Source organism: Anaerobacillus sp. CMMVII (genome assembly GCF_025377685.1).
In the GTDB taxonomy this organism is placed as follows: Bacteria; Bacillota; Bacilli; order Bacillales; family Anaerobacillaceae; genus Anaerobacillus.
The window spans coordinates 81,938-107,237 of record NZ_JACEHK010000013.1; the positions used below are offsets into that span (position 1 = coordinate 81,938).

Annotated in this window: 16 protein-coding genes and 2 pseudogenes; 16 read left to right on the forward strand and 2 right to left on the reverse strand. The window is 37.3% G+C overall.

Annotation, left to right across the window (positions count from 1 at the left end; translation table 11 throughout):
- The first annotated feature begins 13 nt into the window (after positions 1-13).
- From H1D32_RS16980 to H1D32_RS17055, 16 genes and pseudogenes are all read left to right on the forward strand, one after another.
- The gene (locus H1D32_RS16980; RefSeq protein WP_261179467.1) at positions 14-790 is read left to right on the forward strand and encodes a class I SAM-dependent methyltransferase; all 777 of its coding nucleotides are present in this window, start codon (positions 14-16) and stop codon (positions 788-790) included.
- A 210-nt stretch (positions 791-1,000) separates the two neighbouring features.
- The gene (locus tag H1D32_RS16985) at positions 1,001-2,707 is read left to right on the forward strand and encodes an aldehyde ferredoxin oxidoreductase C-terminal domain-containing protein (protein ID WP_261179468.1); all 1,707 of its coding nucleotides are present in this window, start codon (positions 1,001-1,003) and stop codon (positions 2,705-2,707) included.
- An 11-nt stretch (positions 2,708-2,718) separates the two neighbouring features.
- Positions 2,719-2,940, forward strand: a complete 222-nt coding sequence (locus H1D32_RS16990; RefSeq protein ID WP_261179469.1) for a hypothetical protein — start codon at positions 2,719-2,721, stop codon at positions 2,938-2,940.
- 225 nt (positions 2,941-3,165) lie between these two features.
- Positions 3,166-3,585 carry a hypothetical protein gene (locus H1D32_RS16995; protein WP_261179470.1) on the forward strand — a complete coding sequence of 140 codons (420 nt, stop codon included), beginning with the start codon at positions 3,166-3,168 and terminating at the stop codon, positions 3,583-3,585.
- Between the two features lie 394 nt (positions 3,586-3,979).
- Positions 3,980-5,182, forward strand: coding sequence for an IS4 family transposase (locus H1D32_RS17000; protein ID WP_261179471.1), 1,203 nt, complete (start codon positions 3,980-3,982; stop codon positions 5,180-5,182).
- A 280-nt stretch (positions 5,183-5,462) separates the two neighbouring features.
- Positions 5,463-6,743 (forward strand): IS4 family transposase, encoded by a 1,281-nt coding sequence (locus tag H1D32_RS17005; RefSeq protein ID WP_261179494.1) that lies wholly within the window; start codon positions 5,463-5,465, stop codon positions 6,741-6,743.
- Positions 6,744-7,080: 337 nt separating this feature from the next.
- Positions 7,081-8,874 (forward strand): MotA/TolQ/ExbB proton channel family protein, encoded by a 1,794-nt coding sequence (locus H1D32_RS17010; RefSeq protein WP_261179472.1) that lies wholly within the window; start codon positions 7,081-7,083, stop codon positions 8,872-8,874.
- Entirely contained in the window at positions 8,867-9,562 is a 696-nt protein-coding gene (locus H1D32_RS17015; protein ID WP_261179473.1) for an OmpA family protein, read from the forward strand. The genes H1D32_RS17010 and H1D32_RS17015 overlap by 8 nt, the downstream gene beginning before the upstream one ends.
- 257 nt (positions 9,563-9,819) lie before the next feature.
- The gene (locus H1D32_RS17020; RefSeq protein ID WP_261179474.1) at positions 9,820-10,587 is read left to right on the forward strand and encodes a 3-hydroxyacyl-CoA dehydrogenase; all 768 of its coding nucleotides are present in this window, start codon (positions 9,820-9,822) and stop codon (positions 10,585-10,587) included.
- Between the two features lie 121 nt (positions 10,588-10,708).
- Complete coding sequence (locus H1D32_RS17025) at positions 10,709-12,760, forward strand: sigma-54-dependent Fis family transcriptional regulator (RefSeq protein WP_261179475.1); 2,052 nt, start codon at positions 10,709-10,711, stop codon at positions 12,758-12,760.
- A 408-nt stretch (positions 12,761-13,168) separates the two neighbouring features.
- Entirely contained in the window at positions 13,169-14,314 is a 1,146-nt protein-coding gene (locus H1D32_RS17030) for an acyl-CoA dehydrogenase family protein (RefSeq protein WP_261179476.1), read from the forward strand.
- A 117-nt stretch (positions 14,315-14,431) separates the two neighbouring features.
- Positions 14,432-15,580 (forward strand): thiolase family protein, encoded by a 1,149-nt coding sequence (locus H1D32_RS17035; RefSeq protein WP_261179477.1) that lies wholly within the window; start codon positions 14,432-14,434, stop codon positions 15,578-15,580.
- A 94-nt stretch (positions 15,581-15,674) separates the two neighbouring features.
- Complete coding sequence (locus H1D32_RS17040; protein ID WP_261179478.1) at positions 15,675-16,796, forward strand: CaiB/BaiF CoA transferase family protein; 1,122 nt, start codon at positions 15,675-15,677, stop codon at positions 16,794-16,796.
- Positions 16,796-18,406, forward strand: a complete 1,611-nt coding sequence (locus H1D32_RS17045) for a long-chain fatty acid--CoA ligase (RefSeq protein WP_261179495.1) — start codon at positions 16,796-16,798, stop codon at positions 18,404-18,406. The genes H1D32_RS17040 and H1D32_RS17045 overlap by 1 nt, the downstream gene beginning before the upstream one ends.
- A gap of 349 nt (positions 18,407-18,755) precedes the next feature.
- Positions 18,756-19,694, forward strand: a complete 939-nt coding sequence (locus H1D32_RS17050) for a DUF4145 domain-containing protein (protein WP_261179479.1) — start codon at positions 18,756-18,758, stop codon at positions 19,692-19,694.
- Positions 19,681-20,306 (forward strand): annotated as a pseudogene (locus H1D32_RS17055) (fumarylacetoacetate hydrolase family protein). Before H1D32_RS17050 ends, H1D32_RS17055 begins: the two are co-directional and overlap by 14 nt.
- Before the next feature lie 585 nt (positions 20,307-20,891).
- On the opposite strand, the pseudogene H1D32_RS17060 reads toward H1D32_RS17055, so the two are convergent.
- Both H1D32_RS17060 and H1D32_RS17065 read right to left on the reverse strand, forming a co-directional pair.
- Positions 20,892-23,299, reverse strand: a pseudogene (locus H1D32_RS17060) (S8 family serine peptidase).
- Between the two features lie 1,104 nt (positions 23,300-24,403).
- Entirely contained in the window at positions 24,404-25,228 is an 825-nt protein-coding gene (locus tag H1D32_RS17065; protein WP_261179480.1) for a YihY/virulence factor BrkB family protein, read from the reverse strand.
- Positions 25,229-25,300: the final 72 nt, after the last annotated feature.

Consider the following 25,300-nt stretch of genomic DNA (forward strand, 5'->3'; position numbering starts at 1 on the left):
GGAGTGATAATTAATGGAAGATGATAAATTGAAGCAAAAGGTAAAAACTGTATTTGGACAGAATGCAGAAAAGTATGTTTCAAGTGAGATTCATGCAAAGGGTGATGATCTACCATTGCTAGTGGAATGGTTGCACCCACAATCTGAGTGGGTTGTTTTGGATATCGCAACCGGTGGTGGTCATGTAACGAAAACTCTAGCACCTTATGTTTCTACTGTTTTTTCAACTGATTTAACAGAAAAAATGCTAGCTAACACTGCACGACATTTAAATAAGCATAAAAATATTTGGTATGTCATTGCAGATGCAGAAGCTTTACCTTTTTTAGAAGGTACATTCGATTTAGTTACATGTCGAATTGCACCACATCATTTCCCGAACCCGAACGCCTTTATTCAAGAGGTTGAAAGAGTCTTAAAACCTGGAGGAAAGTTTGTTCTAATCGATAATGTTGCACCAGAGGACAAACGTTTAGATGAATTTATGAATATGGTAGAAAAACTAAGAGATGAGAGCCATGTACGCTGCTTAACGATCGAGGAATGGAGGGAATTATTTAGCTTTTACGGCTTAAAGGAAATGCAGTCTTTGAACCGAAAAAAGACCTTTCAATTTCCTAGTTGGGTAGCACGAACAGCTACTACGAAGGAACAAATCGAAAATGTTCAACAATACATGTTAAGCGCTAACGAGGATATTAAAAATTACTTCTCAGTTATTATCGAGAATAATCAAATTTCTTCCCACCAAATCGATGAGTGGATAGTACTCTGTGAAAAAGGACGTTAAGCAGTGCCGTACAATAGAACAATAGGGGTCTGACCCCCGCTGCGTTAAAGCTTTAACGCACTGGGTCAGACCCCTATGATATAATGGAATTTAAGTAAGGGATTACCATTTTTGATTGTTAGTCTCTTAGTATTATAGAATAATGTATAAGTCTCATTGTTTTTGTATAAATAATCCTTATCTCTATTGATGTATAGCGAGGTGTTTACGATGAAAATTATTAGAGTTTATATGAACAGTTTAACCGTAAAAGAAGAACAGGCAAAAGAATATAGGCGACTCGGAGGAAGGGCACTCACTTCAAAAATCATTCATGATGAAGTCCCGCCTACATGTCACCCACTAGGATCACATAACAAACTAGTGTTTGCTACAGGTTTATTAACCGGTTCAGGTGCTTCTAGCGCTGATCGATACTCTGTTGGTGCGAAAAGTCCGTTAACCGGCGGGATTAAAGAAGCAAATGCTGGGGGAATTACGGGATTGACGATGGGAAAATTAGGCATTAAATCCCTTATTTTTGAAGGAATCCGCAATGATTTTCAAATTATTCACCTTTCACAAAACGGAGTTAAATTCATAGATGCAACTCCTATCCTTGGTAAAGATTTAAGTGAAGCTGCGAACTGGCTTCGTGACACCTTCGGAAAACATGTGGCCGTTTGGTTAATTGGTGTAGCCGGAGAACAAAAAATGAACTTAGCAGCGATTGCAGGCCAGGATAAAGATGGCGACCCCACTAGATATAATGGTCGGGGTGGACTTGGTGCTGTTGCTGGTTCAAAGGGAGTGAAAGCAATTGTTCTAGATGCCAGTGGAACAGAGAAAAATCGACCTCAAAACAAAGAAGTTTTTCGATACGCACTAAAACAATATCATAGTTGGTTAATGGAAACGCCTGGTACTGCAAAAGTTTTACCAGAGTTAGGAACCTCATCTCTAGTAGAAACAACAAATGCGTTAGGGGCGCTGCCAACTAGAAATTTTTCAGTAGGATCTATGGAAAATTATAAAAATATTACGGGTGAAACGTTGCGACAAACCATCTTAGAACGAGGTGGAGAAGGTACTCCAACTCATGCTTGTATGCCTGGATGCATCATTCGTTGTTCCAATGTGTTTGTAGACAAAGCGGGTAAAAAGGTTACTGGTCCAATAGAATATGAGAATATAGGTTTATTAGGTTCAAACCTCGATATTAGTAGTCTAGACGATATCGCAGAACTTAATCGCCTTTGTAATGAGTTAGGCATTGATACGATTGAAACAGGTGGTGCTTTAGGAGTATTAATGGCCCAAAACGTGATTGCCTTTGGTGACGCTCAAGGGGCAATGAATGCTTTAAAAGAAATTAAAACAGGTAGTCCTCTTGGACGGATAATTGGAAGTGGAGCTGACATTATTGGAAAAATATACGGCGAGCCTCACGTACCAACAGTAAAAGGGCAAACAATGCCTGCGTACGACCCAAGAGGTGTTAAAGGATTAGGTGTTACCTATGCGACTTCACCGATGGGGGCAGACCACACAGCAGGACAAACGGTAAGGGTCCAAATTGACCATCACTCACCAGAAGGGCAAGTTGAGGTTTCTAAAAAGGCGCAAACTGTTAATACAATTTGGGATCACCTCGGTATGTGTATGTTTAGTTCAGGTGCTGTTCAAAATCGTTGGGATATTTTAGGTGACTTAGTTTCTTCCTACATTGGAGAACCGATTAGTGGGGAAGATATTGTTACTATCGCTAACGAAACGTTAAAGGTAGAACACGCTTTTAATAAAAAAGCTGGTTTTACTAAGGCAAATGATAAACTACCAGACTATTTTTATGAGGAAGAAAACGCAGCTAGTAAAACTGTCTTTGACGTACCGCATGATGAATTAGAAACAATTGGCGTCGATCGTGACGATTTATAAGGAGAAGATCAATGATTATTAGGGTGCAATCCTTTATTCCTTACCTAGAGAATATTAAGAATGAGTATCATATCGAAAAACAAGTATCAATTAAACAATTCACCGATTCTCTAGGAGTAAAATGGGATGAAGACGCTTTAGTCGTTGTCAATCGAACTATTTGTTTGGATCATTCATTCATGCTGAATGATGGCGATCTTGTCGAATTACTAATACCACTATCAGGTGGGTAGATTTAAGGCGCTTGATGAACAACAAGGAAAAACCAAGGGGTCTGCCCCCCAGTGCGTTAATGCTTTAACGCGCCGGGGGTCAGACCCCTTAAGAATCCCTTACGAATCTCAAGGTATTCTATTATTAATAATCCTATAAGCAAAATCATCAATTTCATAACAAAGTAAGTCCCTTTGAATATACTAGTAAAAACAATAAAAGCTTTCTAGGAAGGGGAATTGAATATGAAAAAACAACCAGATAGAAATCTTCAAGAAATATTAAGACTACTTGGGTTACAGTCTGATACAAAAGTGCGATGCTTACTCGAGTCATTAATTGATGATTCCAGATTACTTCCAGGGTTAGAAAATAACCTAAACATTGAGTCTTTATTGAGATTCGATAGAGACAAAGCTTCTCCAAATTTCATAGATCTTGATAATCTTAGATGTATCCGTAAACAAATAGAAGAAAAAATTGAGGCTTTAATAGAGAAATTAGTATGTTTATTAGAACGGCTTCGAAAACAACGTAAATTATGCAAAGATCTAAGAAAGCACGATCCTCTAGAAAGAAAGCGTCTTCTAAAATTGGTTATTACTTTAATTAATCTGATTAATCTTAGAAGTCTCATCGATAGATTGGTATCCCTTGGTGAATAAGTAGATTGAAAAATATCTATTATAATAGTACTGTTTCAGTTTTAACTTATGTTTGTACCAGGCTTAGGTTGGACAACCGCCCAAGAAAATTCAAGAAGAGTGGAACTTTCATAGGAGTCCACACTAAAATTGTTTTTACTTCGAAAGTTCACTTTTCTTTATCAAATGGGTTGTTCCATTATATTTAGATTGTGAACTTTCTTTGGGGTCTGACCCCCAGTGCGTTAAAGCTTTAACGCGCCGGGGGTCAGACCCAATGTCATTAACTTAACTTTACAAAAAATGTAAGGGATTAAAAATAAAACATTATGTTCTCTTGACTTTTTAAAATCACCACAATAATCGATTTGAATACCAATTACTAGGTATATCTTTCGATTAAGTGGTGATTTTTTTGCGAAAAAGTAGGTTTTTAGAAGCGGTTAAATTAACTCAGGAAGTGTTGGATGATTTTATTTTCATGTGTGAAGCAAGGGCTAAACCGGGTTATTTTACTCGTGAGGGGAAAAACAAGTTAAGTTTCAAGACTACGATCCTGTTTATGTTAAATTTCGTTAGGAAAAGCCTTCAATATGAGTTGGACAACTTCTTCGAAGTAATTGATAAGGAGAAGGTTGCAATAAGCAAGCAAGGTTTTTCAGCGGCAAGAAGGAAGATTAAGCCTGAGGCATTTATGTATTTATTCAATATGATAGCAGATTGGTTTTATGAACAGGGAGGACATAAAACCTATATGGGATATCGATTATGTGCAATAGACGCTGCTATTTTAGAGATAAATAACTCAAAAAAATTAAGGGATGTCTATAACTCAGCGAAAGGCACGTCGGTCGAGCTTGCACGAGGAATGACATCCTGTATATATGATATCGAAAATAACATAATAGTTAAAGCATTAATTACAAAATGTACAGCACCAGAACGAGAAGTGGCTATACAATTGATAGAAATGTTAAGAGATAGTGGATTTAAAAACGATTTACTTCTCTTTGATCGTGGATATCCTTCCATTGATTTTTTCTTTTATTTGATGAGTGTAAACACCAAATTCGTCATTAGAATTCCTAATAAGTATTACAAAAATAAGATAGACTCATCATTATCCGATCAAACCATTAGGTTTGAGAAACAAGGAAGGGAGATTACTTTAAGGGTCATAAAGTTTGAGTTGGATTCAGGAATCGAAGAAATTTTAGTAACTAATTTAATGGACACATCGATAGATGTAAAACAATTTAAGTCACTATATTTTAAACGTTGGGGGATTGAAGTTAAATACGATGAGTTAAAGAACAAGCTAGAAATACAGAAATTCACAGGAGATTCCCAGGATACTATTGAACAAGATTTTTATGCTTCAATGTTTCTAGCAAATATGGTCTCATTGGTTAAACAAGAGGCAGATGAGTTAATAGCAATAGAACATTCGACTAAGAAGCTCAAGCATCAATATACTGTAAATATCAACATTCTAATTGGGAAAATCAAGGACAAATTACTAGAAATACTTCTAGAAAAGTTTGAGGAATTACGGTTAGTAATGTATCGAAAGATATTGGGAGAAATTATTCGAAACAAGGTCCCCCCAGGGAGATGAAAAAAATTAATTATCATCGCCCGGGCATCCTATTGTCTTTTTTAGTAATTTAATTACCGAAATAGAAACAAATATACCGTTCTGTTTCTAGAGAAATACTATTTGTAAATTTCTGTAACACTAACTTGATGACATTGGGGTCAGACCCCAATGTCATTAACTTAAGTTTACAAAAAATGTAAAGGTAAAATAAATAAAATCTTATGTTCTCTTGACTTTTTAAAATCACCACAATAATCGATTTGAATACCAATTACTAGGTATATCTTTCGATTAAGTGGTGATTTTTTTGCGAAAAAGTAGGTTTTTAGAAGCAGTTAAATTAACTCAGGAAGTGTTGGATGATTTTATTTTCATGTGTGAAGCAAGGGCTAAACCGGGTTATTTTACTCGTGTGGGGAAAAATAAGTTAAGTTTTAAGACTACGATTCTGTTTATGTTAAATTTCGTTAGGAAAAGCCTTCAATATGAGTTGGATAACTTCTTCGAAGTGATTGATAAGGAGAAGGTGGCAATAAGCAAGCAAGGTTTTACTGCGGCAAGGAAGAAGATTAAACCTGAAGCATTTATGTATTTATTCAATATGATAGCGGATTGGTTTTACGAACAGGGTAGCTATAAAACCTATATGGGATATCGATTATGTGCAATAGACGCTGCTATTTTGGAGATAAATAACTCTAAAAAATTAAGGGATGTCTATAACTCAGCGAAAGGCACGTCGGTCGAGCTTGCACGAGGAATGACATCCTGTATATATGATATCGAAAATAACATAATAGTTAAAGCATTAATTACAAAATGTACAGCACCAGAACGAGAAGTAGCCACACAACTGATAGAAATGTTAAGAAAAAGTGGATCTAAGAATGATTTACTTCTCTTCGACCGTGGATATCCTTCCATTGACTTTTTCTTTTATTTGATGAGTGTTCATACCAAATTTGTCATTAGAATTCCTAATAATTACTACAAAAATAAGATAGATTCAACATTAGCTGATCAAACCATTAGGTTTGAAAAACAAGGAAGCGAGATTACTTTAAGAGTCATAAAGTTTGAGTTAGATTCTGGGATCGAGGAAATATTAGTAACCAATTTGATGGACACATCGTTAGATGTGAAGCACTTTAAGTCACTATACTTTAAACGTTGGGGAATTGAAGTAAAATACGATGAGTTAAAGAACAAGTTAGAAATACAGAAATTCACAGGCGATTCCAAGGAGACTATTGAACAAGATTTTTATGCTTCAATGTTCCTAGCAAATATGGTCTCATTGGTTAAACAAGAGGCAGACGAGCTAATAGAAATAGAACATTCGATGAAGAAGCTCAAGCATCAATATACTGTAAATATCAACATACTTATTGGGAAACTCAAGGACAAATTACTCGTAATACTTCTAGAAACACTTGAGGAGCTTCGGCTAATAATGTATCAAAAAATTTTAAAAGAAGTTATCCGAAATAAGGTTCCGAAAAGGCCTGGAAGGAAATTTATACGTCGAAAAAGCTTAAAAGCGAACAAAAATTGTATGAACAGAAAGACTTGCATCTAACTAAAAAATAACAAAAAATAAAAGCCAGGGAGATGAAAAAAATTTAAATATCATCGCCCGGGCATCCTATTGTCTTTTTTAGTAGTTTTATACCAAATTCTTAACTAATTATCTTACTACATCTAGAGCAGCTTCTATTTGTAAATTTCTGTAACACTAAGTTGATGACATTGGGTCAGACCCCCTTTCTTTCTTTTCTTTCCCCTTTCTTTCCCTTTTTCCTATGCATGATTTGTCCAAGTTCTGAATAACTATTAGAAAGAAGTTTGAGGAAACAAGCTACGAGCTTATTATTCTCGTATCGTTTTTCGGACTCTGTTAATAGGGGGAATGTGTAGTGGTTGAAGCTATTTTAAAAATATTTACAAGTGAACAGCAGGCACAAGCGATTTTATCTAATTCGTTGATTGAGTTTATTTTCTTTGTTTTGTTTGTGACCTTTGCTGTAGCGGTAATCGTTCATTTTGTTTTGTATAGTCGATTAAATCGAATCAGAAGTTTTTTAAACACCTCAAATTCACTGGAAATTAGTCCATTAAATAGGTTTCAAGCGGAATTTGAACATAAGAATAGTCAGGAATCGCTAAAAGTAGAAACTTTTGTTCAAAAGAAGTTCTCGAGTTGGAAGATGTTTAACATTCCGGTGATTAGCCTAATAAAAATGATTCAGATGACGGTATCTGTTTTTATCTTAGTGGGGGTTTTGGGAACTTTCATTGGACTTGCGATGTCATTAGAAAGTATTGATGGCACGGGAGATCAACTTGTGGAAAATATCGTGCCCGTACTTGCTGGACTTTCTACGGCATTTTATACGAGTATTGCTGGTATGGGATTTTCGTTAATTATGACTGTGATTACTAGAGTGGCGAATACCGAATATTTGTTAACTGATATTATGTTGAAAGTTGAGTCTTACCTTGAAGAAAACGAACCTAACGACATGGCTCGTCTCATTAATGTTTCTGAATCGATCAATACATCGATTACTCAGCTACGGGATTCGTTTAGTGGATTTCAGGAGTATACCGTCGGCTTGCAGCAATCTGCTAGAGATCTAGCCTTATTTAATGAAGGGCTCTCGAAAAATCTGAAAGACTTTACAGTACTTTTTGATGGAATAAGAGAGGTAACTGCAGGCTTCGATAGCGGTGTATCAAAGTTAAATAAAAGTTTTGATCAATTATTCACGTATTTTCACAGTATGGATAAGCGAAATGATCTACTTGCCAATACATTTACTGAAACCTATAAAAAAATAAAAGAACTATCAACTTCTCAGACAGATACAATGAATCAATTCCAAGAAGCTGTCGTAGATTGGAAGGAATATATCTCCACGATTGCCGATAGACAGGAAGCGATCCATAGTTCGTTCGAACGGATGACCGTGCAGAGTGATAATCTTGTAAAAATAATGAAGGAAAACAATCACCAGTTTAAGAGTATTTTTGGAAACGATGTTAGCACGAAGCTATCAGGAATTCATGCTTCGTTACGAGATTTAAAAGGTGACTTTGATAAATTAGGTCATTCGATCGTCCGTTTACCTGAGGCACTTGATATGATTAACATTGCACAAGTAGAGTATAAAAATCTATTAAAAGACCGTTTAGATGATTTAAAACAATTCAATCAGGATTTTAATAATCATTTAAAATCGCATACAAGAGACACCCAAACTTTTGAAAAACATCTGAGTGATGCTTCACGTTCCTATGAGCAAATGGGAATAAAAAATAATCAATTGTTAAGTGAAATCAATCGTACGGTTATGCAAGTTACAGACTCGATGAATCATAGAGAAAGTCAGATTGAATCTAGTGTGGGTGTTCTCAAAGATACTCTATCTAGATATGTAGCAAATTTAGAGGGGACACTCGGGGAAAAGCTTGATAAGGTTGGTAGAAATCTTGGTGAATATGTAGTCGATATGAATGATGCAATTAAAAAAGAATTTAAGCAAATCGGTCAAATTGCAGAAGAAAACCAATTAAGAAGTGCTCGCGCTACTCAGCAAACGATAAATGACCTTAATCAAGAGTTTCAAAATCTAAATCGATTGCTTCAATCCTTCTCACAAGAGTCAGTTAGACAAACTCATCGAATAAGGGTTGGTAGCAATGATTAATAAGTATAAAAAGCTATTCAAAGGCGAGCAGGAGGAAAGTCATTTTTGGCCGTCATTTACCGATTTACTAACAGCGATTTTACTATTTTTTATTCTCATCTTTATCGTGATGATGGTGATCAAATCGTTTCAAATTGAAGAAATGAAGCGAACCATTGATCAAATCATGGGAGTTCGCGTTGATTTAATTAATGAACTTAATGCAGAATTTAGTGACTCAACGTTAGGTATTGAAATTGATGAAAAAACGGGGGCATTGATCTTTAACACCGATATTTTATTTGAGTTTGATGACTCGATCTTAAAACCAGAGGCGTTTGTGTTTTTGGATGAATTTGTTCCTGCCTATTTAGATGTGTTACTTGAAAGAGGCTACGAAGACTATATTTCAGAAATCATTATCGAAGGTCATGCCGATCAAATAGGCGGATATCTGTATAACCTAGAACTTTCGCAACAACGGGCATTTAGTGTTGCACAATATATCCTTAGCGATTCTTTTCCATATAAGAACATTCAGGCCCACTTGCAGGAAAAATTAACAGTCAACGGAAGGTCCTATACTGATGGACGTACCGATGCAGCAGGGAACTATAGTCACAAAGATTCCCGCCGAGTCGAATTCAAATTCCGCTTAAAAGACCAAGAGATCCTGGAGAAAACAAGAGAATTGTTAGGGAAGAACTAAAATAAGTAAAATAAGGGGTCTGACCCCCACTGCGTTAAAGCTTTAAAGCGGTGGAGGTCAGACCCCTTTTTTTCCTTTTTTTTACCCCTTTTTATACATACTGTCCATTTTCTGTACAATTCTTTGTGTGTTTCTGGACAGTTTAGTGTAATTACCTGTTTGAAAGTGTGATAACCTCCTAGTTCTATGCATGGTAAGCTGGCATGGAAATTGCATATCTAAAGATGTGGAATTAGCAAATGGTAGGAGGAGACTATATGAAGATACAAGATACGATTGCAGTAGTTACTGGTGGTGCTTCTGGATTAGGAGAGGCTGTAGTTAGAAACATCGTGAAGGGTGGAGGGAAATCCGTCATTTTGGACCTAGATGTTGAAAGAGGAGAAGCTCTATCAAAAGAACTTGGGGAGCAATCCTTGTTTGTTCTAACCGATGTGGCCGATGAAACGAGTGTTCAACTTGCGTTAGAGAAGGCAATTGAAAAGTTCGGGGAGATAAATGCTGCTGTAAACTGTGCAGGAATTGGGGTAGCTAAAAAGGTTTTAAGTAAAAAAGGTGTCCATGATCTTGGTATATTTTCAAAAGTCCTTCAAGTCAACTTAGTTGGAACCTTTAATGTGATAAGACTTGCTGCTGAAAAAATGACAGCAAATGAGCCAAATGAAAATGGTGAGCGAGGAGTTATTATTAACACGGCTTCTGTTGCTGCTTTTGAAGGACAAATTGGGCAAGCTGCCTATAGTGCTTCTAAGGGCGGTGTCGTCGGTTTAACGTTGCCGATTGCACGTGAACTTGCCTCTTACGGAATTAGAGTTATGACAATTGCTCCTGGCCTATTTGATACACCAATGTTTTCTTCGTTGCCAACTGAGGTTCGAGATGCGTTAGGAGCCATGACACCATTTCCATCACGCCTTGGAAAACCTAGTGAATATGCGCTTTTAGCCCAATCGATCATCGAGAATCCTATGCTGAATGGAGAAGTTATACGGTTGGACGGAGCTATACGCATGCAACCCAAGTAAATATCATTATCTTAAACAGAGAAGCAATCGATGCTTCTCTGTTTTTTGTAGGAAGAAATTTCAAAATATTCTAAAAAACAATTCCTTTTTATTGTAAAATAGAGGAAAGGGGGTAGATTAGGTGATTAACCTAAAAGAAATAATGACTCCGATAGACTGTACGATAAATGTAGAAACAACGATGCGTGAAGCTATTATGATAATGAAACAAACAAAGTGGAATGTACTTCCGGTTACTGATGAAGAAGGAAAACTGAAAGGGATTTTTACTAGAAGTGAACTATACCAAATGATGCTTGAGGAAAAAAACCTAACAGCACCGATCACTGCCTACATTAAAAAAGAAGCTGTAACGATAGATTTCAATACTTCTTATGAGACTATTACAGAAAATGTTCAAAAAAGTCGTGTCGGTACTGGAGTGGTACTCGATGAAAGAAAACGTGTGATTGGGTTGTTACAAAAAACAGATATGGTAAATGCTTTGCTGCAGTCATCAAACATGCTGAAGAAGCAGCTAGAAACAATTTTAGAAAACTCACAACTAGGTGTTCTTATGACAGATGGTGAGAAGAAACTCATCTATAGCAATGATCAATTTTTAGGGATGATCAATAAAACGAGAGAAGAGCTTCTAGGGCAGTCATTTCACGAGCTGTTTCCTCAAGTGAAAACTACTAGTAGACCATCTTTTTATGTTCCAAAAGTAACTGTCGGTAAAGAACAAACGATGCTAAGGGTTTCTTATTACCGTACAGTTGGTGGGACAGAAGGAATTATCGCTATGTTCCAAGGAGTTACTGAATTAGAACATATGGCCCAAGAATTGCAGACGGTTAAGAATTTAAAACAAACGTTGGATACTGCGATTGATCACGCGTATGATGGCATTTTAATGATTGATCAGAATCGGAAAGTGACAATGGTTAGCCAACTACTATTGGATTTATTTGACTTAAAAAAAGCTCAAGTTTTACATAAATCGATTGAACACATTTTACCGCAATTACATTTAGAAACGGTCTTTGAAACAGGTGAGGCTGAGTTAAGTGATTTTATGGAGATTAATGGAATTAAATATATTATTAATCGAATACCTATCAAACAGGACCAAGAGGTGATCGGAGCTCTAGGCAAAGTTACGTTTCGTCAATTAAATCAAGTAAGTGAATTGTATAAAAAGCTAGAAAAAGCAGAAAAGAAGGCGGCTTATTTTGAAAAGCAACTGCAGCAATCGAAAACCTCGCGTTTTAGTTGGGAACAAATTATAAGTCGAGACCCATACGTAGATAAATTGAAAAGGAGTGCAGCAAAAGCTGCCAAAGGACGTTCAACAATCTTAATTCGTGGCGAAAGTGGAACTGGAAAAGAACTGTTTGCTCATGCAATCCATAGTAGTAGTGCTCGAAACGATGGCAATTTCGTTGTCGTTAACTGTGCAGCGATACCTGAACATCTGCTTGAATCGGAATTTTTTGGCTATGAAGATGGAGCCTTTACAGGAGCAAGACAAAAAGGCAAAATTGGTAAATTCGATCTCGCCCATGGTGGCACACTTTTTTTAGACGAGATTGGAGACATGTCCTTAACTCTTCAGGCGAAATTACTTAGAGTCCTTCAAGAACGTGAATTTTATCGTGTCGGCGGTACAGAGCGAGTGCAAGTTGATGTTCGGATCATTGCGGCTACAAACCGTCATCTAGAAACAATGGTTGAAAGCGGCGATTTCCGGGAGGATTTGTATTATCGATTAAATGTGATTACGCTTCAAATACCACCTTTACGTGAGCGAAAGCATGATATTCAGCTATTAATTGAAGTTTTAATGGAAAACTTAAACCGTATTTTAGGCACGAGTATTATTGGTATACAAGACCAAGTGAAAATAGCATTGGAGAATTATGATTGGCCTGGCAATGTCCGAGAATTAAGAAATGTGCTAGAAAGAGCGATGACATTTGCAGAACATGGAAAAATTCAAATTGAGGATTTACCTGAATACATCGTTGAAAAAACACGTAAGAGTTCAACAGTTAAAATGGCAGAGTCTGCAGAACGATCAGCGATAGACAAAGCTTTATATGCAGCAAATGGGAATAAAACGAAGGCAGCAGAATTATTAGGAATTAGTCGATCAGGTCTTTATGAAAAACTAAAAAAATTCCAACTTTAAAAAGGGAAGTGTCTATTTTTTGGACACTTTCTTACATGTTGCCTACCTATTATGCAAGGTGTTTTGCTGATCAATTTCGAAGCATCTTTACTAAAGGCTCTTTTTGTAAACATTGCTCCTGCGGTTACTCGTCGCACAAAAAAACTTGTTGCTTTTTACTAAAATAAAATACCTTAGGCTGAAGATAAGATATCACTCAATAAATTAATAAGAAAAGAGCAATCTTTACTAAATTAGTGGTGAATTCTTAGTATTTTGTGTAAAAATCCGGCATTTGTGATTTTTACGAAAGCAACAAACTGTGCGAAACCAGCCTTATTAAAAAGCAATTCTATATAAATTTCGCATCACAAATCTTTTGGCACGGTACTTGCATCTAAAAAAATAGGCGAGAAGGAGGTAGTAAAAATGAATCATCCCTATTTAAATGAAGACCATGACATATATCGTAAGGCATTACGTAAATTTTTAGAGAAGGAGGCCCTCCCTTATTTTGAAAAATGGGAGGAAGATCGAATCATTCCTAGATCGTTTTGGGAGAAGATGGGGAAACAAGGCTTTCTTTGTCCAAATGTTGAGGAAAAGTACGGTGGTTCTGAGGTGGACTGGGGCTTTTCTGTCGTTATAAACGAAGAACTTGAGCGAGTCGGAACGAGTTTAGTAGGAATTGGACTTCATAATGATATTTGTGTTCCCTATATTACTTCTTACGGAACAGTGGAGCAAAAACAACGCTGGCTACCAAAATGTGTGACAGGTGAAACGATAACGGCGATTGCGATGACCGAACCCGGCGCAGGCTCTGACCTTGCGAATCTTAAAACTACAGCGGTTTTAGATGGAGATCATTATGTACTAAACGGGCAAAAAACCTTTATTACGAATGGAATTCATTCAGACTTAGTGATCGTTGCCTGTAAAACCGATGTGAAAGTAGTACCAAAGCACAAAGGGATTAGCTTGCTTGTTGTTGAACGTGGGACAACAGGTTTTACTCGGGGGAAAAAGTTAAATAAAATCGGTCTGCACAGTCAAGACACAGCTGAATTAATCTTTGAGGATTGTCTTGTCCCAAAAGAAAATTTATTAGGCCAAGAAGGAAAAGGCTTTTTATATTTAATGGATAAGCTCCAGCAAGAGCGTTTAGTTGTAGCGATTGCTGCCCAAGTGGCTGCAGAAGACATGCTTGAAATGACGCTGGATTATGTAAAAACAAGAGAGGCTTTTGGAAAACCAATATCCAAGTTTCAACATATCCAATTTAAACTAGCGGAGATGGCTACAGATATTGAAATGGGAAGAACATTTATTGATCAACTAATCGCAAAACATATGGCAGGCCAAGAAGTGGTTACTCAAGTATCAATGGCCAAATGGAAGCTTACAGAAATGGCAAAGCAAGTGGCTTCTGATTGCATGCAACTCTATGGTGGCTATGGTTATATGGAAGAATACAAGATTGCAAGACGTTTTCGAGATACACCAGTATCGGCGATTTATGCAGGTACCAACGAAATCATGAAAGTTATCATTGCAAAAAATATGGGCTTATAGCCTGTAAAACTTAATGAATTTCATAATTCACTATTTTCGTAACTACATTTAGATTGATATAGCTTGGTTAAGGGAATTGTGAAATTCACTCAAATAAATGAAGAAGGTGATTTTTAAATGAGAGAAGCTGTCATAGTTGAAGCGGTCAGGACCCCAATGGGGAAACGAAAAGGTTTGCTGCAACATATTCGTCCAGATGATTTAGCAGCAATTGTTTTAAAAGAGGTGGTCAATCGCGCAAATATATCAGCAGATTTAGTAGAGGATGTAATCATGGGGTGTGTTACGCAATCTGGTGAGCAGGCAGGGGATATTGCTAGAGTCGCAGCGCTTATTGCTGGTTTTCCAGATACTGTTCCAGGGACAACGATCGATCGTCAATGCGGATCAAGTCAGCAAGCAATCCATTTTGCTGCGCAAGCAATTTTAAGTGGTGATATGGATATTGTTATTGCCGGTGGTGTTGAAAGTATGTCCCGGGTTCAAATGGGTTCAAATTATCAAGGTGCATCACTAAGTGAGAACTTAACGAAACAATATGAGATCATTCACCAAGGCTTATCAGCCGAACGAATTGTAGATAAATGGGAGATGAGCCGTGAAGAGCTTGATCAATTTTCGTTAGAGAGCCATTTGAAAGCGGTTCAAGCACAAAAAGAGGGAAGATTTAAAAGAGAAATAGTCAAAGTTGAAGTAACCTTACCTGATGGCTCTGTAGTAACCGTTCATGATGATGAAGGGCCAAGACCAGATACGACTATTGAAAAGTTGAGTAGTTTAAATCCGGTATTTAAGAAGGATGGTAGTATTCACGCCGGGAACTCAAGCCAAATTAGTGATGGGGCCGGGGCCGTGTTAATCATGTCGAGAGAACGTGCCGAACAACTTGGATTGAAACCGAAGTTTAAGATTTTGACAAGAGTGGTCGTTGGTTCAGATCCAACACTTATGCTAACCGCCCCAATTCCGGCGACGGTAAAAGCATTAGAAAAGTCAGGATTAGCCATTGACGAGATTGATATTTTCGAAGTCAACGAAGCGTTCTCTTCAGTTCCGCTCGCTTGGTTAAAGGAGACAGGTGCCGATGCCAGCAAGTTAAATCCCAATGGTGGAGCAATCGCATTAGGACATCCTCTTGGTGCAAGTGGTGTTCGGTTAATGATTACGATGATGCATGAACTAGAACGAACAGGTGGGCGTTATGGTCTTCAAACCATGTGTGAAGGTCATGGAATGGCTAATGCCACAATTATTGAGCGTCTATAAAAAGTGATTTGGGGTGATCGTATGGAATCACCCTAAAGTTACAAAACTGAAAATTCAGTTTTATGATAACTATTAGAAGAAAGGAACATAGAACATGCTGAAAGGGATACGAATCATTGACTTTTCTCTTTACCTTCCAGGCCCATATGCAACCCTTCGTTTAGCAGATTTAGGAGCAGAGGTCATAAAGGTAGAACCTCCTGAAGGTGATCCTGCTCGTTTGTTAGGTGATAAAAAGAATGGAACTGGACTTGTTTTTTTGGCGAATAATCGCAATAAAAAAAGCATTACTTTAAACCTAAAAGATGAGAAAGATCAAAAACTAGCATTGGATTTAATAAAAGAATCAGATGTTGTGATTGAAAGTTTTCGTCCTGGAGTTGCAGAAAAGCTGGGAATATCCTATGAACAGCTTAAGAAAGTTCAACCGCAACTCATATATTGTTCAATATCAGGTTACGGTCAATCTGGAAGCATGAGTACACTTGGGAGTCATGATTTAAACTATATGTCACTTAGCGGAGCCCTTGCTCAACTAAAATCTGAAACTGGCGTACCTGTTCAGCCAACGAATACGTTTGCGGATCTAATTGCAGGAATCGCCGCAAATGAAGCGATTTTAAGCGCACTCATAGGTCTCGAACGTACAGGTGAAGGGTGTCATATTGATCTCGCTATCACTGATGTTATGGCTACATTGATGACAAACCACCTTTTAGTAGAACAAGAAAAGGGGAAGCAAGATGGGATTGCACCTCTTGGCGGAGAAACTATTTCATATAAGATTTATGAAACAAAAGCTAAACGTTTTGTGAGTCTAGCTGCTCTTGAAAAAAAGTTTTGGATAAATTTCTGTCTCGGTCTAGGTAGGGATGATTGGATCGATGCTCATCTCTCACTTGCTTCTGAAAAACATCCAATTTTTCAAGAATTGAAACAGCTATTTTTAACAAAAAGCTTAGAGGAATGGACACAATTTGGCTTAACTGTAGATTGCTGCTTAACGCCAATTTTGGAAACCGGAGAGCTTTCTAAATTCGAGTATTTTAACGAACGTGGCAGAATTGTTGATACAGACTGGGGGATAAGACAAATTTTAACACAGCCGCAAACCGTTATTGAGGATTCAACACCACCACCAGAAAAAGGTGAACATAGGGAAGAAATAGTTAATCTACTAAACTCATCTAAAGTTTTGAAAGGGGAAATGAAGTGATGATGAACGTTCCATTAACCGTAGGAGCTATGTTAGAGCGGGCAGAAAAATATTTTCCTAAAAAAGAGGTGATTTCAAGGACTTCCTCTCGTATCTCACGTTTTACGTATAAAGAAATTGGTCAACGAACACGTCGGCTTGCGAGTGCGTTAGAAACATTAGGTATTGCACAAGGTGACCGAGTGGGTACGTTGGCATGGAACCATCATCGGCATTTAGAAGTCTATTTTGCCGCACCTGGGATGGGAGCAGTGTTACACACGATTAATATTCGCCTATCTCCAGAACATATCACCTATATTATTAATCACGCAGAAGATAAAGTTCTTTTAATCGATGAGGATTTAATGCCTCTTATTGAACGAATTAAAGACCAATTGACGACCGTAAAGGCATTTATCATCATGACCGATAAGGATGAGTTACCAAATACAAATTTAACACCTGTCTACTCATACGAAGATTTGTTGAAAAAAGCAGACCCAGGTTACGAATTCGCTAGTGACATTGACGAAAATTCAGCAGCTGGAATGTGTTATACATCTGCAACTACAGGGAGTCCTAAAGGTGTCGTCTATTCCCACCGTGGCATTGTCTTACATAGCTATGCAATGGCGCTTGCTGATACGGCAGCACTTTCAGAAACTGATCGCTGTATGCCAGTAGTTCCAATGTTTCATGCGAATGCTTGGGGCTTACCGTTTGCAGCCACTTGGTTAGGGACGACACAAATTCTCCCGGGTCCGCAGTTTACACCAAAATTGCTTGCGCAGCTGATTGAAACAGAAAAAGTGACTATCACTGCAGGGGTGCCAACGATTTGGCTGGGGCTATTAAATGAATTAGAAAGTGGAAACTATGATACAAGTAGTGTTCGTGCAGTTTTATGTGGCGGTTCGGCAGCACCTCTTGGAATGATCCGCGCGTATGAGACAAAATATAACATGCCGTTTCTTCATGCTTATGGTATGACCGAAACAAGTCCACTTGTAACGCTCTCGAGATTAAAGAGTTATCAAACTGATCTACCTGAAGAGGAAAAACTACATGTTCGAGCGAAACAAGGTTTACTCGTACCAGGTCTTGAGATGAAAGTCGTCGGTGCAAATGGCGAGGTAGCTTGGGACGGAGAAGAAATGGGAGAATTACTTATTCGCGGCCCTTGGATTGCCGACAGTTATTATAATGATGATCGATCTGAAGAAGCGTTTAAAGATGGATGGCTTCATACTGGTGATGTTGTTAACGTTGATGAAGAAGGGGTTATCAAAATTGTTGACCGCACGAAGGATCTAATAAAAAGTGGTGGCGAATGGATTTCTTCCGTTGATTTAGAGAATGCTTTGATGGCACATGAAGCTGTATTTGAAGCGAGTGTCGTCGCAATTCCCCACCAAGAATGGCAAGAACGACCAATTGCCTGTGTTGTTCTAAAGGAAGGTTATCAGAATACAACCAAAGAAGATTTGCTGGAATTTTTAAAGCCTCAATTTGCAAAATGGTGGTTACCTGATGACATTGTCTTTTTGGAGGAAATCCCTAAAACATCAGTAGGAAAGTTTTTGAAACGGGCGTTAAGAGATAAAGTAAAAAATCATTTAGTCAAGTAGGAGGAGTAACCGAACGTAGTGGAGCGTTCGGTTATTTTGTATTGTGTTTCCATATACACCTTCAATTGATGGGTGCTAGGGTTCAATAATTTTTTGACTCAAGGAAGGATACATGGTGGGCGAGGTCAAATGACTTTTTTAGAGATAAAAAAATGAGTTCGCTTTTAATCTATGGGCGCCTTTTGCTTATTTTATAGATTGATTTAGATAGAATTAGAGTCCAGCAAACAATTTTTTTATAGGGTTATTCTGGCTTATGTTACAATAAGTGGAGACTGGTTGGACACTAGAAGATTACTAGAATTAGCTGTTCAGACATCGGGAAGAAAAACAATAAGGTGGTAGAGTAATGACATCTATTTTTGCTTTTGTAGAAAAATTTTCAAAGGAATTGGCTGAACTGGCTTATCGAATTGAAGAGCAATTATACGATCAACCTCAAGCTGCATTAATGCAGGGTCGTTTATTTAGTGAAGAGCTTGTGAAGCTGATTAGTAATGAAGAGGGAATTGAAGAAGTTTTTGGGCTTAAGCACGCGGAAAGAATACATAAGTTATACCGTCAAAATGCAATTGAAGAAGACCTATATATGAAATTAGAATTGGTTAGGAAGAAAGGAAATAAAGCAGTCCATGATCTCAAGGAAGCGGAAATTATCGATGTACTGCAGGTCCACCAGTACTTGTATGAGCTAAGTGTTTGGTATATGCAAGTGTATGTCAGCTACGATTTTGAAGCACCTAAATATGAGTTACCTCTAAAGAAGACTGTAGAAAACACCGATCTGGACACCTTAATTAAACCATATTTAGAACAGGCGTATCAAAAAATTGATGAGATGTGGAATGAGGTTAACCAACAACTTCAAGCGTTAAGAGCCGAAAAAGAGCTTGCAGAACCTTCAATAAAGACGAATAAAGTGCCAACGATAAAAGGGACTTTAGTGATCAAAGAGAAAGACATGTTATATAAAACGTTTTATAAAAATAATTTTATTTTAACAAACGAAACAACGAAGGCTGCAGAATTTGAGCATGGTAGTAATAAAGAAGTTGTTTACTTACTACCTAATAAAAAAATAAGTATCGTACTAAACCCAGAAACAATTGCAGAAGACCTTAAAACTAGTGAACGCGTTAGCCACAGTACGGCACTAAGAAGATTCCCTAAGCAAATAAGGAATGGAAAAACGCCGATTAGCTATGGTTATTCGTTTAAATTTAAAACGAAAATTGAATTAGATCAATTTTTACAAAGTTTTGGAGGTGCCCTTGATGAACTCAATTAAAAATATTTATTGCGTTGGGAGAAATTACGCCTTACATGCTAAGGAATTAAATAATGAGGTACCAACTTCGCCGTTTTTGTTTTCTAAACCTACACATGCTTTAGTCGAAGCAAATGGACAAGAAGTAGCGCTGCCTTGGGAAAGAGGAGCGGTTCATTATGAAGTGGAATTAGTGATAAAAATAGGAAAAGCATATGAAAAAAATATAAAGGTTGATGATATAGTCGAAAGTATGGCGATCGGCATTGACTTTACCCTACGTGATGTTCAAAGTGAGTTGAAAAAGAAGGGGTATCCTTGGCTATTAGCAAAAGGCTTTCCTAACTCTGCCTTAGTAAGCAAATTTATCGAATTTCCAGGTGAAGAGGCGTGCAAAGAGACAAATTTCGCATTGTTAAAAAACGGCGAACAAGTGCAACTAGGGAACATCAAAGATTTACTGTTTGATTTACAAACGATTATTGATTTCACTGCAGAACACTTTGGTTTAGCTGAAGGAGATATCATCTTACAGGAACACCCGAAGGAGTAGGCCCAGTTAGTGATGGAGATCAATTTTCCCTCTTGTGGGGAGAAGAAGTATTAGGAGAAAGTAGAGTTTTATTGAGGTAATATAGTACTAAAAATCTACCTTGGAAATAGTTAAACTTCGAGAGTTCACTTTCTTTTATCTAAAGAATTGTTCACTCATATTTACATCGTGTGTTTTGAAAATGAACTTGGCGAAAACCTTTCACCGATAAAAACCATTGAACAAGAAAGAAAACAACTAGTCCAAATAATAAGTAGTATACAAAAAACAAGGTTTCAAAAAAGTGACGAATGTAAGAGGTGGCATGAGTAGTTGGGGAGGTTAATCTAGCTTTCTTCTCTAGATAATGCTGCTAACGACTGATAGACTAGGTTGTTAGATATTCATTTTAAGGTCGTGAGCAGCACTTTCATTGCCAAAAATCCAACGATTAGCTAAGATGGTTTTATTTTTCTAATTGAAGGCGATTTGACCGTTTTTGTAAACTAATGAGGTGGAGGAAAATGAATTTGCCCTCCACCTCATTAGTTTACAAACTTCATGCTAATTTTGAAGAGGAAAGATGCTTGGAAATGGTCATATTGCTAATGGAATAAAAATGGCTGTTGAGACATTCTCAACAGCCTGTAATGAGGAATACCAAATCTTAGGCTTCTTAATTTACTTTAGTTCACATTAAGTGTGCCACCAATAATTTCTTGTTCTCGTGCACCTTTTTTGACATACGCAATAACTTGGTACCTTCCTTGAGATAGAGCTTGACCGTTAATAGTCATATCCCAAGTAATACCATATGAACCAGCAGATAAATTTGTGCCATGAGGTATCTCTGTTAATAATTGGCCTGTCGCTTCACTACGTACACGTACAGAGAATACGTCTGCTCCTACAGGAAGACTTACGTTACCTACAATATTCCCTCCAGAAATAGCGATATTTTGCCACGATGCTAAACTGATATTACTTGGTACTTGAACGAATAAAATTGTTGGTACTTCTACCTGTTTATTACCATAGCTCAAGAGAAATGTACCTTCATAGTAACCTGGTTTAAGGTTTTTTGCATCGACTTGAACATTAAAGTTTAGTTCCTGAGTTTTTCCTGGTTGGACCTGTAAATTATTACTCGTCATCACTTTAATTCCTTCGTGACCTTTGAAATCAATTGAGAATCTTTGACGTTCTGTTGAAATATTATGAACTGTAAAGCTTTGGTTTCTTACTTCTCTACCACCATCTTTAGTGAAGATGCCAAACGAGTGACTTCCTGGTGTAACAAGTACATCGGTATTTATTGCATCAAGTACCCGAATACTTCCAGCACCTTGACTGTTATGTGGATAAAGGTTTCCGTTTGCATCGTATAGGTTCTCGGCTGTATTCATTAATGCTGCTTTAACAAAATCTACACTCCAATTTGGGTGCGCTTCTAAAATAAGCGCTGCTGCTCCAGCGACATGTGGAGCTGACATACTCGTTCCTTGGAAGGCTGCATATCCGTGTGTATGTGGACCTGAAGAGTGGTGCAAAGGTACAGTACTTACAATCGCAACTCCAGGTGCTGAAACATCTGGTTTAATCATCCAATTCCCCATAACCGGGCCACGAGATGAGAAGTTTGCCATCGTCTCACCAACGGCCTTATCAAAAACAATGTCAAATGAAATTGTGTTGTTACCAGCGGCTAATTCAGCAAGTAATTTTTGCCCATCTTCTTGTGTCAACATAATCATCGGAATAGCAGTACCAGGAACCTCTGGTTGAACCCCTGCGACATTGTTATAGATAACGGCTCCAATTGCACCGCGATCTTTTGCGTTTTGTGCTTTGTCAACGAAAGGATAATCACCACGACTCATTAAGGCAATCTTCCCCTCAAGGTCTTTGCCTGCAAAATGAGCATCAGTTCCGGCAAGACCAACATCTACAAGTTCGTATTCACCATTATTTAAAGCGAGTAGAGCTTCTTCAGAAGGGTAGCCCATGACTGCACTACTTGGATAATTTACACCTTCAGAAGTGAAAATATCAGCACTAAATAAATTATAGGGTAACATAGTTGCTCCAACAGAAATCGCTTGACGTGAAGTACCAGGTGACCCAACAGTCCAGTCATTAGGACCACTGTTTCCGTTAGATGTTACTGCTACAACACCATCAGCCATTGCACGGTCTAGGGCAAGACTCGTTGCAAAGTCTGGGTTATTTGTAGAGTTACCTAAAGACAAGTTCATAACATCAGCGCCGTCTAACACAGCACGCTCAATTCCGGCGATTACGTTTTGGGTAGTTCCGCTTCCACCTGGTCCTAATACCCGATAGGCTAATAACGTTGCATCTGGTGCAACACCTTTAATTTTTCCGTTTCCTGCAATCGTACCAGCAACGTGTGTTCCGTGGTTTGTTCGACGACTTAAAGTTCCTGTAATCGTTTCTTGTGGATCTGCATCGTTACTCACAAAATCCCAACCTAAATAGTCACCAAAAGCGTGGGCAAGATCTGGATGTGTATAATCGACCCCAGTATCAATAACGGCTACTGTAATCCCTTTACCAGTAAAACCAGCATCCCAAGCATCATTTGCTCCAATGAAAGGTGCACTGTCCATCATCATAGGACTAAATGCTTCAGGATCCAACAGTTCTGCTTCATCAATAGAGGAAACCTGATATGTTACATTTTCATATACAGCTTTTATCCCTGAAATAGCTGAAAGATGATGTAGTTGATCTCCAGCAATTTCTAACGAAAACCCAGAAAATACATGATCGTATTCTCTGTTTACTTTTACAGAGGCTACTTTCTCAATTTGCTCAATAATGCTTTGGCGCTCAGCCTCTAATTGTTCCTTGTCTGATAAGTCCCATTATGTTTTGCTTCTAGGATAGATACTTCCTCAAGTTCCACAATTACAGTTACAAGATCAGAAGATGTTCCGTCAACTTCTAAGAAAAAATTAGGCTGAGTGGGTTGTTCTGCTCTAACAATCCCTCCTAAACTTGCAAAACTCGAGAAAATTAATGTGAAAATAATTGAGTAAATGAAAAATACATTCGGTTTTCTGATCGACATCAAAACATCTCCTTTCCATTTTTTATTAGTTCTTCAAAGGGGTTACATAAAGACAGACAGAGCAAATGTGGTGAATTTTAATAGTTATGTATATCCTCCTTTCTCGGCCAAATTCTAAACAAGCCAATGTACTATTTAAATTTATATGGAAAGGGTTAAGTCGTCAATTTATTAAGAATATTAAGAAAATTAAAAACGGGATTATCTTAAAATAATAATGATTTTCATTTGGATTGTCTCCTGAACTTCTCTGAAATGCTAATAAAATTAACTGTTAAGATTAGTTTTGGGAATTAGAATGAGAAGAAGTTACTAAAATTATAGTATTCTTAGTATAATAATAGGATTTCGAATAAAGTATTGAAATTTGTATTAAAAAAGATGATTTAAGCTAAATTTGGCTATTAGTGTAATAGGCTTTGTCGAACGTTTTTGATAAATTTACTATTTCGGTGTTAAATACCTATTTGAAAGTACCAAAATATAGGTCTTATGTATTAGCTGAATACTTCTTTTTATTGTTAAGGCTAATCAAAATGTACTAGTGTCGAATTTTAAGATAGAGTAGAGATCTTCCTAATCTACGTTAAAGCTTCACAGCGGCGGGGGTCAGACCCCGATGAGTTAATCTCAAGCCACCAACTTTTTTGAGATGAATTATATTTTTTGACAAACCTTTTGTCTGATAAATGTAAAGCTCTGGATTTGTATAATAGTTAATACAAAAAAATCCCACGTTATTCAACAATGAAATGGAAGGGAAGTAGGAAAAGTGAGGATGGTAGATTTCCCATTATTTGATATAGGGAAATAATTTCTAAAAAACAGTGGTTGGTAAAGGGAACAAAACATCGCACTTAAGTTTTTGGGATGACTATACAGAAACTAAATATGATCATGGAGAGCACACAAATAAGGATTAATCACACTACAGCAGTATAACTAATCCGTTTGCTTTTTCTATTCTTCAACCGTACATAATTTGATGGATGAGTGTGACTTCTAAAATGACATTGCACTTATACCGCTTTAAAGCTTTACTGCGGTGGGGGTCAGACCCCAAATTTATTCAATCTAACATCTTCACACAATTTTCTCTTTTCATTATCGCTTCATTAGTTTAATATTGTAAAGCGTGGCGTTAATTTCACCACCGATGACAAGGATGAGGCCACTTAGGAAAAACCAGAGCATTAAAATGATTACACCACCTAAACTTCCGTAGGTTGCTGTGTAATTGTTGAAGTTCTCTACATAGATTGAAAACCCCAGGGAAATAATTTGCCAACTAATCGTAGCCACTAACGCGCCGTAAATGACTTGGCGTGGGGCTAATTTTCGATTGGGAGCAATCATGTACAAAAGCATCAGTACGGCGGTCATTGTGACAACACCGATGATCCAGCGCAGACGATTTAAAATCGTATATGTTTGTTCAGGAAGAGCGAATAGTTGGTCAATACCATTTATAATGACATTTCCAAAAACCGGAAGAAGTAACGTTACGAAAAATACAGTTACCATTCCAAGTGTCAAAAAAATCGACATCAATCTGATCTTTATAAAAGAACGAGTTTCATCAATGTTATGGGCGCGATTTAGCGATCGAATTAGTGCATTGATACCGTTAGATGCTGTCCATATTGTAGCTAAAATACCAAAGGATAATAGGCCGCCTTTAGGTTCAACGAGAACTTCTAATACGGTTTCAGTAAATAATTCAGCTAATTCAGGAGGAGCATAGTCGTGTACAAAATTGTAAATTTGTACGGAATTCAGTGGTAAGTATGGTACTAAAGATAAAATAAAAATAAGTAATGGAAAGATTGATAGCATAAAATAAAAGGCGAGTGTAGCAGCCCAATCTTGAATAGGGTCTTTTTTTAGTTGCTCATAAAGCTCTTTTATAAATAAATGATTTGTACTCAAGGAAAAGCACCACCTTATTTCTACTATTGATTAGTAAATTCCCTAAATTTTATTTTTCATACTAATAGAAGG

Excerpts from the sequence above, each read along its gene's own strand:
- H1D32_RS17015 (WP_261179473.1), top strand. The coding sequence starts at position 8,867 with ATGATTAATAAGTATAAAAAGCTATTCAAAGGCGAGCAGGAGGAAAGT.
- H1D32_RS17050 (WP_261179479.1), top strand. The coding sequence starts at position 18,756 with ATGACATCTATTTTTGCTTTTGTAGAAAAATTTTCAAAGGAATTGGCT.
- H1D32_RS17035 (WP_261179477.1), top strand. The coding sequence starts at position 14,432 with ATGAGAGAAGCTGTCATAGTTGAAGCGGTCAGGACCCCAATGGGGAAA.
- H1D32_RS16995 (WP_261179470.1), top strand. The coding sequence starts at position 3,166 with ATGAAAAAACAACCAGATAGAAATCTTCAAGAAATATTAAGACTACTT.
- H1D32_RS17040 (WP_261179478.1), top strand. The coding sequence starts at position 15,675 with ATGCTGAAAGGGATACGAATCATTGACTTTTCTCTTTACCTTCCAGGC.
- H1D32_RS16980 (WP_261179467.1), top strand. The coding sequence starts at position 14 with ATGGAAGATGATAAATTGAAGCAAAAGGTAAAAACTGTATTTGGACAG.
- H1D32_RS17045 (WP_261179495.1), top strand. The coding sequence starts at position 16,796 with ATGATGAACGTTCCATTAACCGTAGGAGCTATGTTAGAGCGGGCAGAA.
- H1D32_RS16985 (WP_261179468.1), top strand. The coding sequence starts at position 1,001 with ATGAAAATTATTAGAGTTTATATGAACAGTTTAACCGTAAAAGAAGAA.
- H1D32_RS16990 (WP_261179469.1), top strand. The coding sequence starts at position 2,719 with ATGATTATTAGGGTGCAATCCTTTATTCCTTACCTAGAGAATATTAAG.
- H1D32_RS17030 (WP_261179476.1), top strand. The coding sequence starts at position 13,169 with ATGAATCATCCCTATTTAAATGAAGACCATGACATATATCGTAAGGCA.
- H1D32_RS17020 (WP_261179474.1), top strand. The coding sequence starts at position 9,820 with ATGAAGATACAAGATACGATTGCAGTAGTTACTGGTGGTGCTTCTGGA.